Source organism: Monashia sp. HAY1-2A (genome assembly GCF_056755315.1).
This window is the reverse complement of sequence record NZ_JBNDHY010000035.1, coordinates 1-12,135: the sequence shown is the minus strand read 5'-3', so window position 1 is coordinate 12,135 and position 12,135 is coordinate 1. Positions and strand designations below refer to the sequence as shown.

At 71.0% G+C, this 12,135-nt stretch carries 9 protein-coding genes and 1 tRNA gene; 7 read left to right on the top strand and 3 right to left on the bottom strand.

The genetic code is table 11. From position 1 onward, the window contains the following. Positions 1-8 precede the first annotated feature (8 nt). Positions 9-1,844 (bottom strand): phosphoenolpyruvate carboxykinase (GTP), encoded by a 1,836-nt coding sequence (locus tag ACPYOM_RS07380; protein WP_481345464.1) that lies wholly within the window; start codon positions 1,842-1,844, stop codon positions 9-11. A 445-nt stretch (positions 1,845-2,289) separates the two neighbouring features. On the opposite strand from ACPYOM_RS07380, the gene ACPYOM_RS07375 reads away from it, so the two are divergent. Then, positions 2,290-2,362, top strand: a tRNA-Arg gene (locus tag ACPYOM_RS07375). Positions 2,363-2,664: 302 nt separating this feature from the next. Here the strand turns inward: ACPYOM_RS07375 and ACPYOM_RS07370 are convergent. Further along, positions 2,665-3,456, bottom strand: coding sequence for a GAF and ANTAR domain-containing protein (locus ACPYOM_RS07370; RefSeq protein WP_481341666.1), 792 nt, complete (start codon positions 3,454-3,456; stop codon positions 2,665-2,667). A 383-nt stretch (positions 3,457-3,839) separates the two neighbouring features. After that, a complete protein-coding gene (locus tag ACPYOM_RS07365; RefSeq protein ID WP_481341665.1) occupies positions 3,840-4,295 on the bottom strand; it encodes a MarR family winged helix-turn-helix transcriptional regulator in 456 nt (151 codons plus the stop codon). 81 nt (positions 4,296-4,376) lie between these two features. Here ACPYOM_RS07365 and ACPYOM_RS07360 point away from each other — a divergent pair, with 81 nt between their 5' ends. The 6 genes from ACPYOM_RS07360 (at position 4,377) to ACPYOM_RS07335 (ending at position 12,047) form a co-directional block, all read left to right on the top strand. Continuing rightward, complete coding sequence (locus ACPYOM_RS07360) at positions 4,377-5,000, top strand: mycothiol-dependent nitroreductase Rv2466c family protein (protein ID WP_481341664.1); 624 nt, start codon at positions 4,377-4,379, stop codon at positions 4,998-5,000. 60 nt (positions 5,001-5,060) lie between these two features. Next, positions 5,061-5,744 carry a maleylpyruvate isomerase family mycothiol-dependent enzyme gene (locus ACPYOM_RS07355; RefSeq protein WP_481345463.1) on the top strand — a complete coding sequence of 228 codons (684 nt, stop codon included), beginning with the start codon at positions 5,061-5,063 and terminating at the stop codon, positions 5,742-5,744. A 100-nt stretch (positions 5,745-5,844) separates the two neighbouring features. Then, a complete protein-coding gene (locus ACPYOM_RS07350) occupies positions 5,845-7,509 on the top strand; it encodes an AMP-binding protein (RefSeq protein WP_481345462.1) in 1,665 nt (554 codons plus the stop codon). A 117-nt stretch (positions 7,510-7,626) separates the two neighbouring features. Continuing rightward, on the top strand, positions 7,627-9,333 hold the full coding sequence (locus ACPYOM_RS07345) for a sunset domain-containing protein (RefSeq protein ID WP_481345461.1): 1,707 nt from the start codon (positions 7,627-7,629) through the stop codon (positions 9,331-9,333). A 150-nt stretch (positions 9,334-9,483) separates the two neighbouring features. Beyond that, the gene (gene argS / locus ACPYOM_RS07340; protein ID WP_481345460.1) at positions 9,484-11,244 is read left to right on the top strand and encodes an arginine--tRNA ligase; all 1,761 of its coding nucleotides are present in this window, start codon (positions 9,484-9,486) and stop codon (positions 11,242-11,244) included. Between the two features lie 92 nt (positions 11,245-11,336). Beyond that, positions 11,337-12,047 (top strand): flavodoxin family protein, encoded by a 711-nt coding sequence (locus tag ACPYOM_RS07335; protein WP_481345459.1) that lies wholly within the window; start codon positions 11,337-11,339, stop codon positions 12,045-12,047. The last annotated feature ends 88 nt before the right edge of the window (positions 12,048-12,135 follow it).

Below are 12,135 nucleotides of genomic sequence, written 5' to 3'. Positions count from 1 at the left end.
CCGGCGCGTCAGTCGGCGCTGACGCGCGCCCGGAGGGCGTCGAGCTCGGTACGCAGCTCGGTCGGCAGCTGCTCGCCGAACTTGTCGAACCACTCCTCGATGAGCGGGAGCTCGGCCTCCCAGTCCGACGCGTTGACGGCGAGGGCCTTGGCGACCTGCTCCGGCGTCAGGTCGAGACCGTCGACGTCGAGGGACTCGGGCGTCGGGACGAGCCCGATCGGGGTCTCGACCGCCTCGGCGTCGCCGTCGAGGCGCTCGACGACCCACTTGAGGACGCGGCTGTTCTCCCCGAAGCCGGGCCAGAGGAACGAGCCGTCCTCCTCGTCGCGGCGGAACCAGTTGACGCCGAAGATGCGCGGCAGCTTGGACGCGTCGGCGCTCTTGCCGATCTCGAGCCAGTGGTTCATGTAGTCGCCGGCGTGGTAGCCGATGAAGGGCAGCATCGCCATCGGGTCGCGGCGCACGACGCCGACGGCACCGGTGGCGGCGGCCGTCGTCTCGGAGGACAGGGTCGCGCCGATGAACGTGCCGTGGGTCCAGTCGCGCGACTCGTAGACGAGCGGCACAGTCGTCTTGCGTCGGCCGCCGAAGAGGATCGCGTCGATCGGAACGCCGTTCGGGTTGTCGTACTCCGGCGCGATCATCGGGCACTGCTTGGCCGGCGTGCAGAAGCGGCTGTTCGGGTGGGCGGCCTTGGTGCCGGCCTCGCCGTCGGCCGGCGTCCAGTCGTTGCCGTGCCAGTCGGTCAGGTGGGCAGGCGGCTCGTCGGTCATGCCCTCCCACCAGACGTCACCGTCGTCGGTCAGGGCGACGTTGGTGAAGACCGAGTTGCCCTTCTCGATGGTGGCCATGGCGTTGGGGTTCGTCGAGGCGCCGGTGCCGGGGGCGACTCCGAACAGGCCGAACTCCGGGTTGACGGCGTAGAGCCGGCCGTCCTCGCCGAACCGCATCCAGGCGATGTCGTCGCCGACCATCTCGGCCTTCCAGCCGGGGATCGTCGGGGTGATCATCGCGAGGTTCGTCTTGCCGCACGCGGACGGGAACGCGGCGGCGACGTAGTGGACGGACCCCTTCGGCGAGGTGAGCTTGAGGATGAGCATGTGCTCGGCCATCCAGCCCTCGTCGCGGGCGATGGCGCTCGCGATGCGCAGGCTGTAGCACTTCTTGCCGAGGAGGGCGTTGCCGCCGTAGCCGGAGCCGTAGCTCCAGATGGCGCGCTCCTCCGGGAAGTGGACGATGTACTTCGTCTCGGAGCAGGGCCACGGCACGTCCGCCTCGCCGTCGGCGAGCGGGGCACCCACCGAGTGCAGGGCCGGGACGTAGGAGGCGTCGGTCTGCTCGATCTTGCGCAGCACCTCGTCGCCGCAGCGGGCCATGACGAGCATCGAGACGACGACGTAGGCGGAGTCGGTGATCTCGACCCCGAACATCGGCACCTTCGCGTCGAGGTGACCCATGACGAACGGGATGACGTACATGGTGCGGCCCTGCATCGACCCGCGGTACAGCTCGGTCATCCGAGCCTTCATCTCGTCCGGCGCCATCCAGTTGTTGGTCGGACCGGCGTCCTTCTCCTCGACCGAGCAGATGTAGGTGCGGTCCTCGACGCGGGCGACGTCGGAGGGGTCGCTCTTGCAGTAGAACGAGTTCGGCTTCTTGTCCTCCGCGAGGCGCACGAAGGTGCCGGCCTCGACGAGCTGGTCGGTCAGCTCGGCCCACTCCTCGGGGGTGCCGGTGATCCAGCGGATGTCGCGCGGCTGCGTCAGCGCGGCGACCTCGTCGACCCACGCGGCCAGGCCGGCGTGCGTCGTGTGCGTAGTCGGTTTCTCTTGGGTCGTGGTCACTTGCGGGCCATCCCTTCGCGCGGTGCACTCCGGCACCACGTCGTGCCGGTTCCTGCTGCTCACCGTGCGGGCCCCGGTCGGGCGCGGGTGGCGCCTCGCCAGGTGTCCACATAGTGAGCAGATGACGTGATGAACTCACGGTACGCCCGGCCACCAAGGCCGGTGACCGCTCGTGCGCCCCGTCCCGGTGACACGGCTCACACCCGATGCCGGCTGCAAGGAGCCCGACGCGGACGTGTCGGTTTCTTGCAGGATTTGCACGGCGATGGCGCGAAGGACAACGGTGCGCTCCATGCAGCGCCCGGCGACCCGTCGAGCCTCAGGGCGGCCACCGGACCGGCCGGAAGCGCGGCTCGGCGTGGGTCTGGCGAGGGACGATTTCGTGGTTCCGGACCCGAGGCGCTAAGGTAACTCTTCGTCCCGCCCGGAAGGGCTGGAGACAGTTGCACCCGTAGCTCAACGGATAGAGCATCTGACTACGGATCAGAAGGTTTGGGGTTCGAATCCCTACGGGTGCGCTCTGTGTTGAGACAGAGGACAAGGCCCTGACCAGCGGAGACGCAGGTCAGGGCCTTTCTCGTCCAGCCGGCGCCGCGGGAGCGCGTCCGCCTTGTCGACCTGGGCGTCGTGGCGCTCGATGAGCTTCGGCAGCAGTCGGGATGGCGTGTCCAGTCAGAGGGGCAGGCCGGCTCCGCGGTGAAGACGTTAGTCGCCCGCGTGCCCGTCGGGACCGGCGGCCCGTCGCTCGCGATCCTGCTCGGCGCGATGAGCCTTGAGGGTCTCGACCGCGCACGCCGGCCGGGGGAGGCGGTGAACGGCCCTACGTATCGCGAAGCGGGGACACGACGTCGAGGGTTCCGGACTCGATCACGTCCGCGGCGACATCGCGGAGCTTGCGGTTCGTGTTCTGGCTCGCGATCCGGAGCAGGTCGAACGCCTGCTTGTCCGTGACCTTGTGTGTCGCCATGAGAATCCCGATCGCCATGCCGATCCTCCGGTTCGAGGCGAGGGCGTGCTCGAGCTGTTCAGCGTGGGTTCGGTGGGCGACCGCGGAGGCGGCGATCGCGCCGTGAGTGGCCAGGAGCAGCCCGACGGCGGCTGCGGTGTCGTCGAACGCGTCGATCCGGTCGGAATAGAGGTTGAGCCCTCCGATGAGTCCGGCACCCATGTCCATCCGGTACGACACCATGCTGCGCAGGCCCAGGGCCGCGACTCGGCGGCCGTACTCCGGCCAACGCTGGTCGGTCGTCAGGTCGCGGGGACGGTAGGTGGTCTGCTCGAGGATCGCGTCGATGCAGGGCCCGGTGCCCAGCTCGTACTGGATGTTGTCGGCCTGCCGCGCCAGGTCGCTGCTCGCGGCCACCGTCTGGAACGTCACGCGGTTCATCCGGGTGATGCTGGAGGCCGTCGTTCCGGGGACGCGGTGAAGGGCGACATCGACGATCGCCTGGAACGCCGACCCGACGGTCGCTTCCTCGACCCGCCCGCCGAGCTCGGTAAACGCATCAGCGATGACCCCGAGTTGATCGCTGACCCGGGTGGCTGGGGAAGCGTCTGCCATGGCCGGCCGATCTGTGTTCGGTTGAGCACGAGTCCTGCGGGGATGGCTCAAGTATGCGGCCCTCACTCGCGAAAAGCGTCGTAGCCGCCCGAGTGGACATGACCCACCTGCGTGGCTGGGCGCTGCCAACGGCCTTGCTGACCGGTACTCGGATCGCATTGTTCGCATGACGCGAATCGGACTGGCTGCGCATGGGCGCCGTGCTCGCATGGGGCGGTACCGACGCTGGACGGGCCGAAGGGCACTCCGGAGCAGAGGGTCTGGGGTTCGAATCGCTACGGGTGCGCTCTGTGTTGGCACAGAGGGCGAAGGCCCCGTCCGGATGCGATCGGGGCCCTCGTCGTGTGTCAGCCCCTGCAGGGGCGCGTCGGCCCGGCCCGGCCCCTCCCATGCAACGTGGACGTGCAGGACGGCGCCGCCGTGGGTCGTGGCGCTCACTCCGCCGGCTGGCCGGGCTCGTACCAGGGGTCGGTCACCTCGCGCAGCATCGTCAGGGCCTCGCGCAGCTGACGCATCCGGCGTGGTCCGAGGTGCTGCTCCCACTCGCGTTCGAGCCGCTCCTCCTCCGCGCGGGCCACGGGGATCGCCCGCCGTCCCTTGGCGGTCAGCCGAACGAGCCGGGCGCGTCCGTCGTCGGGGTCGGGGACACGTTCGACGTAGCCGGCGCGCTCGAGCCGGTCGACGAGCGCGGTGGCCGTCTGCTTGGCCACGCCCGCGCGCTCGGCGAGCACCGAGATGCGGGTGCCGTCGGGGTCGATGCCCGCCGTGATGCGGCCCTGGGCGAGCGTGACGTCGTCGAAGCCCGCCGCGCACACGGCCTCGTGGATCCGCGCCTCGGCGTGGCGCGCGGCGATGAGCATGAGCAGGGACGAGGGCAGCTCGCGGGTCATGACACCTCTTGTGATAGTCCTATGTACGAACTACATTGGTTCTATGTTCGTACTAGTTGAGCCAGTCTAGCGAGCCCTGCCGTGTCCCGCCCGGCCGTGACCGTCGACTTCTGGTTCGACCCCGTCTGCCCGTACTCGTGGATCGGTTCCCGGTGGCTGCTCGAGGTCGAGCGGTACCGTCCCGTCCGGCTGCGCTGGCACGTCATGAGCCTCTACCTGCTCAACGCCGACCGCACGGACGACCCCTCGTACGTCGACCACCTGCGCCGGTCGACCGGGGTGGCGCGCGTCGCCACGGCCGTCGAGGTGCGCCACGGCGGCGAGGCGCTCGGAGCGTTCTACACCGCGTACGGGGCCCGGGTCTTCGACCACTGGCGCTACCCGGACCCGGAGGAGTGCCGCGCTGCGGCAGGTGCGGCCCTCGAGTCCCTCGGGCTGCCCGGGCGTCTCGGCGCGGCGTTCTCGTCCGAGGCGTACGACGCTGACCTGCGCCGCAGCCACGACGACGCCGTCCGACGCGTCGGCGACGAGGCCGGCACGCCGGTGCTCGCGCTCGACGGCGCCGCCGCCTACGGCCCCGTCCTCGGCGCGATCCCGCGCGGACGGGACGCCGTCCGCGTCTTCGAGGGGGCACGCCTGCTCGCCGGCCACGGCGAGTTCTACGAGCTGAAGCGGACGCGTGAGCGCCCGCCCGTCTTCACCTGAGCCAGCCGGTTCCGCGACCACGCGCGACCGCGAGAGAATCCGTGACAGAAGGGGATCGACATGAGACCTGTGAACGAGACGCCGGACCTGGACCTCATCTGGTCGGAGATCGACGAACAGCGCCGCCGCACGGTGGCGATGCTCGAGAGCCTCACCCCCCGCCAGTGGGACCACCCCTCGCTCTGCGACGGGTGGACGGTGCGGCACGTGGCGGCCCACCTCACCCTGCAGCGTCAGCACGTCGGGGACGTCCTGCGTGTGCTCGTCGAGCACCCGCGCCTGCTGCGCAGCATCGGCCTGAACCGCATGATCCACGACTCGGCCGTGCTCCAGGCGGCGCTGCCCACCGACGAGATCATCGCGCGGATCCGGGCGGGCATCGGGTCACGCCGCCACAACTCCTTCGTGACCCCCCGCGAGACCCTCACCGACAGCCTCGTGCACGCACAGGACATCGCGGTCCCGCTCGGCATCGGGCTCGAGACGCGCCCGGTCGCCGCGGTCATCGCCGCCGACCGGATCTGGGCGACCCGGGACACGTGGCTGGGGACGGTGAACCGGCGGCTGCCCATCGACGGCTACCGACTCGTGGCGACGGACGCGGACTGGTCGGTCGGGGCCGGCCCGGAGGTCACCGGCCCGATCATGGCCCTCCTGCTGCTCCTGACCGGTCGTCCGGTCGCGCTCGCCGACCTGGACGGGGACGGGGCAGCCCAGCTGAAGATGCAGACGCAGCCGGCCTGACACCGGTCCGGGGTCGCGTCGGCGACGAGGCCGTCCCTTGCGTCGGCCCCGACGCGGAGGTTGGGTGAGGGTGAACCGTCCCGACGTCCGGAGGCCACCGATGACCGCTGTGCAGCCAGACTCCTCCACCGAGCTCGACCCGACGCTGTCGCACACCCGGGGTGAGACCGAGCCGCCGCTCATCGAGCAGACGATCGGCGACAACCTCGACGCCACCGTCGCGCGGTTCCCCGATCGCGAGGCGCTCGTCGACGTCGCGCAGGGACGGCGGTGGACCTACGCCGAGCTGCAGCGCGACGTCGACCGTCTCGCGCGGGCCCTCCTCGCCGTCGGGGTCCGCACCGGCGACCGCGTCGGCATCTGGGCCCCGAACTGCTCCGAGTGGACGCTCGTCCAGTACGCCGCGGCGAAGACGGGCGCGATCCTCGTCAACATCAACCCGTCCTACCGGGCGCACGAGCTGCAGTACGTGCTGGGCCAGTCCGGCGTCTCGACCCTCATTGCCGCCGAGAGGTTCAGGACGAGCGACTACCGCGGGATGGTCGAGGAGGTCCGCGACGAGCTGCCGGGACTCGAGCGGGTCGTCTACATCGGCACGCCGGACTGGGACGACCTCCTCTCACGTGCCGACGAGGTGCCCGCCGACGAGCTGGCCCGCGTGCAGGCCGGGCTGTCGAACACCGACGCCATCAACATCCAGTACACGTCAGGTACGACCGGGTTCCCCAAGGGTGCGACCCTGAGCCACCGCAACATCCTCAACAACGGCTACTTCGTCGGCGAGCTCTGCGGCTACACCGAGGCGGATCGGGTCTGCATCCCCGTGCCCTTCTACCACTGCTTCGGGATGGTCATGGGCAACCTGGCGTGCACGTCGCACGGCTCGTGCACCGTGATACCGGCGCCCGGCTTCGACCCCGCCGCGACGCTGGCCGCGGTCCAGCAGGAACGGTGCACGAGCCTCTACGGCGTGCCGACGATGTTCATCGCGGAGTGGAACCTGCCGGACTTCTCCTCCTACGACCTGTCCACGGTCCGCACGGGGATCATGGCCGGCTCCCCGTGCCCGGTCGAGCTGATGAAGAAGCTCATCGCCGCCGGCATCGAGGAGATGACGATCTGCTACGGCATGACCGAGACCTCCCCGGTGTCGACGCAGAACCGCACCGACGACACCGTCGAGCAGAAGGTCGGCACGGTCGGACGCGTCGCTCCGCACCTCGAGATCAAGATCGCCGACCCCGCCACCGGTGAGACGCTGCCGCGAGGGCAGGCGGGCGAGTTCATGACGAAGGGCTACTCCGTCATGCTCGGCTACTGGGGCGAGCCGGACAAGACGGCCGAGGCGGTCGTGGACGGCTGGATGCACACCGGCGACATCGGGGTCATGCACGACGACGGGTACGTCGAGATCACCGGCCGGATCAAGGACATGGTCATCCGCGGCGGCGAGAACGTCTACCCGAGGGAGGTCGAGGAGTTCCTCTACACCCACCCGGACATCCTCGACGCCCAGGTCATCGGCGTCCCGGACGAGAGGTACGGGGAGGAGCTCTGCGCCTGGATCCGGATGAAGGACGGCGCGACGCCCATCACGGCGGAGTCCCTGCGCGAGTTCTGCACCGGCCGGCTCGCGCACTACAAGATCCCGCGGTACGTCGAGATCGTGGACGAGTTCCCGATGACGGTGACGGGGAAGGTGCGCAAGGTGGAGATGCGCGAGGCGACGGCCAGGCGGCTCGGCCTCGGCCAGGGCCGCCCGTAGGCGTCGGAACGGGCACGCTCGGCAGAGGTCGTCGTGGCAGCCACGCGAACCGGCTTGGGGCGCAGTAGGTTGCCCGGTGGAGCGGTCGTCCTGGACCCGTGACCCGAGAGGGATGGAATGTCCGACACCAGCACAACGATCCTGTGGGTGGTCGTCGCCGTCGTCGTCATCGCGCTGATCGTCTGGTTCTTCGTCTCGGCCAGCCGGCGCAAGGACCTCGAGGCGCGGCGCGCGGAGGCCGACCGGCTGCGGGCCAGCCTCGATGCCCGGCTGACCGAGGTGCAGCAGGCGCAGGACCGCGCGTCGGTGACGGGTGCGATGGCCGCCGAGGCGCAGACCGAGGCCGACGCCCGGGCCCGTGAGGCGCGACGGCTGGAGGAGCAGGCCGCCGCGGCGGCCGCGGCCGCGGAGCGGGCGCAGGCGCAGCACGACGCGCTCGCCCGCGAGGCGGACCGCATCGACCCCGACGTCGCCACCGAGGACGAGGGCGACGACGAGGGCGGCTCCCTCCGAACATCCTCGGGAGCGGCCGTGGGCTCCGCGGCCTTCACCGAGGAGGAGGACGAGGACGACGACCTGGCCGACGCCGAGAACCCCTTCGCCCCGGCCGCCGACCGCCTTGGGGCACAGACGGGTTCGGACGACGACGCGATGGTCGACCCGGATGGGGGGAGGGGCTGGACCACGCCGCCGGACGCGACGACCGAGGACGTGGAACGTGCCGCCGCGTCCGAGGGCGAGGGAATGGGTACTGAGCAGGTGCCGTCCTGGCGCGACGACGCCGAGCCGCAGAGCCGCTCGGAGTCGGCAGCCGCGAGGGCGACCGACGAGGACGTCTGGGGCTCGAGCAGCGGGGCCGAGGGCGTCGCGTCCGACGGCGCCGGGCAGCCCGGTGCCACCGCCGACCGCAACGGAGCCGACGACATGAGCGACACGACCCAGCAGCCCGCGGCGTCCGCCGACGACGCCGACCAGGCCCGGACCGCCAGCACCGGGCGCACCGACGACGCATCCGGCGACCCCACCGCGGGCGCCGAGGAGGGCGCGGCCGCGCTCTCGGGTGGGGCGGCGAGCGCCACGGCCGCGGCCTCCGGTGAGCCGGTCGCGACCGGCGACGAGGAGTCCGAGCCGCGCCGGACGCCCACGGAGGCTGCCGAGGCGGCCGAGGACGCCACTGCGGCCCCGGCGACCGGCACCGCGGGGTCGACGGCCCCGGCCGCGGGTGGCTCGTGGCAGCCGCCGGACGCCGACGAGGCCGACGAGGTCCACGTGCCCGCCCTCGAGGACCGTGAGGAGCACCTCACCGAGGGAGGGACCCCCAGCGACGACCCCGGCGACCACCGCGGCCAGCCGTGGGCGACGACGACCGGTCAGCGTCCGCTCGATGCCGAGGACCCGGCTCAGCCGGACGCCAGCGACGCCGCCCTGGGCGAGCGCGACGACCCGACCAAGGCGCCCGAGGGCGAGGAGAGCGCCGCCGAGGCCGCTCCGGCCTCCGCGGACGAGGCGGCCGAGGCCGCCGCGGACTCCTCGGACTCCGGGTCGTCCGAGGCCTCCGCGGGGGCTGCCGAAGACGCCTCGGGGCGCTCGAGCGGTCGCCGGGTGTCGGAGTACGAGGAGGTCGTCGACGGCGGTTACGGCATGGGGTCCGCCGCGCCGATCGCCGACGGTGCCCAGCCGCTCGGCCATGCCGTCAAGGGTGTCCGGGACGGCAACAAGTTCCTCTCGCCCGGTGACGAGGGCTACGAGGACGCCGAGCCCGACGTGTGGTTCTACGACGAGGACGCCGCGCGTCGCTCGGGGTTCACCCGCCGCGGCGAGTAGCCCGTCGCGACCCCCAGGACGGGGCCGGGCAGCCCGACGGCGCCCGGCCCCGTCCCACGCCTCCGGGCCCGCCGCGGGCGCGGTGAGGTGGCCCAGCCGCCGGCAAAACCCGGGAGAGGGCACCGCGCGGCCACACCTAGACTGGCCCGCATGGTCTCCCCGCTCGTCGCGCTCACGCCGAAGGTCCAGTCCGCGATCGCCACCGCGCTCGGTGACGACTTCCGCGAGGTGGACCCGGTGCTGCGTCCGTCGCAGTTCGCCGACGTGCAGGTCAACGCGGCGCTCGCCCTCGCCAAGAGGGTCGGCGCCCCGCCGCGGGAGGTCGCCGCGAAGATCGTCGACGCGCTCGACGTCGACGGCGTGTGCGAGAAGGTCGAGGTCAGCGGACCCGGCTTCGTCAACCTGACGTTCAGCAGCGCGTGGCTCGCCTCGCTCCTCGCCGACGTCGACGCCGACGATCGGCTGGGCGTGCCGCTCGAGGCCCCCGAGAACATCCCGATCGACTACTCCGCGCCGAACGTCGCCAAGGAGATGCACGTCGGGCACCTGCGTACGACCATCGTCGGCGACTCCCTGGCCCGGACGCTCGAGCACCTGGGTCACCACGTCATCCGACAGAACCACATCGGTGACTGGGGCACGCCGTTCGGCATGCTCATCGAGCACCTGCTCGAGGTGGGGGAGGGCTCGCCCGAGGCCGAGCTGCTCGTCAGCGACCCGAACGCGTTCTACCAGGCGGCGCGGACCAAGTTCGACACGGCCGAGAAGGCCGAGCCGCGCGGTAGCGCAGGCGACTTCGACGTGCGGTCACGGGCCCGGGTCGTCAAGCTGCAGGCCGGTGACCTCGAGACGCTCGAGCACTGGCACGAGCTCGTCGGCATGTCGAAGGTGTACTTCAACAAGGTGTACTCGACGCTCGGCGTCACCCTCACCGACGACGACCTCGCGGGCGAGTCCACGTACAACGACGAGCTCAAGGCGATCTGCGACGAGCTCGAGTCCAAGAGCCTGGCGACGGTGTCCGACGGCGCCCTCTGCGTCTTCCTCGAGGGCTACACCGGCCGTGAGGGCAAGCCGGTGCCGCTCATCATCCGCAAGTCCGACGGCGGCTACAACTACGGCACCACGGACCTCGCGACCATCCGGTACCGGGTGTCCAAGCTCGGCGCGCACCGGGTCCTCTACGTCATCGGGGCCCCGCAGTCCCTGCACCTCAACATGGTGTGGGACACCGCACGCAAGGCGGGATGGCTGCCCGAGGACGTGACGCCCGTCCACGTGCAGATCGGCAACGTCCTCGGCGAGGACCGCAAGATCCTGCGGACGCGCTCGGGCGCGTCGCTGCGGCTCATGGCCCTGCTCGACGAGGCCGTCGACAAGGCGCGGGCGCTCATCGACGCCAACCGGCCCGACCTCGACGAGGCGGCGCGGGCGACGATCGCCCGGCAGGTCGGCATCGGCGCGGTCAAGTACGCCGACCTGTCGGTCGCGCACGACAGCGAGTACGTCTTCGACCTCGACCGGATGGTCTCCCTCACCGGCAACACGGGCCCCTACCTGCAGTACGTCGTGGCCCGGATCCGCTCCATCTTCCGGCAGGTCGGCACCGACCCGGCGACCCAGCACGGGGGGATCGTCCTCGGCGAGCCGCAGGAGCGTGCCCTCGCCCTGCACCTGCTCGGCTTCGCCGACGTCGTGACCGAGGTCGGTGCGGTGTACGAGCCGCACCGGCTCTGCGGCTATCTCTTCGAGCTGGCGCAGGCGTTCTCGGCGTTCTACGAGAACTGCCCCGTGCTCAAGGCCGAGCTCGACGAGGTGCGCGAGTCGCGGCTGACCCTGTGCGCGCTCGTGTTCCGCGTCATGACGACGGGTCTGGGTCTGCTCGGCCTGGAGGCACCCGAGCAGATGTGACCCGCGGGGCGCGGGGCCGGCCGTGCAGGTGTCAGCACCTCGTCACATCTTCTCCGTTGCGGTCCGAGGCTGTGGCGGAGGACAGTCTCCTCATGAGCGACTGGGACTTCAGCGGCCTCAAGGCGACCTACGTCAACTGCACCCTCAAGAGGAGTCCCGAACAGAGCCACACCCAGGGACTCGTCGACGCGAGCGCGGCGATCATGCGTGAGCACGGCGTCGACGTGGACGTCATCCGGTTCGTCGACCACGACGTCGCCACCGGCGTCTACCCCGACATGCGCGAGCACGGCTGGTCGGTTGATGCGTGGCCCGAGCTGTACCCGGGCATCCTCGACAGCCAGATCCTCGTCGTGGCGGGCCCGATCTGGCTCGGTGACAACGCGAGCGTCACCAAGCGCTTCATCGAACGCATCTACTCGCTGTCGGGGATGCTCAACGACCGCGGCCAGTACCTGTTCTACGGGCGCGTCGCCGGCTGCCTCATCACGGGCAACGAGGACGGCATCAAGCACTGCGCGCAGAACATCCTCTACTCCCTCCAGCACGTGGGCTACACGATCCCGCCCAACGCGGACGCCGGATGGATCGGCGAGGCGGGTCCCGGCCCCAGCTACCTCGACCCGGGCAGCGGCGGCCCCGAGAACGACTTCACCAACCGCAACACGACCTTCATGACGTGGAACCTCATGCACCTGGCCGCCATGCTCCGCGCGGCCGGGGGCGTGCCGGCGTACGGCAACCAGCGCTCGGAGTGGAACGCCGGGGAGCACTTCGGCTGGCACAACCCCGAGTACCGCTGACCTCCGCTGCCGCCCCTGCCCGGCCCTACCGGCCCTGACCTGTCCCGCCCCTGTCTCTTATACACATCTGCCGCTGCCGACGACGGAG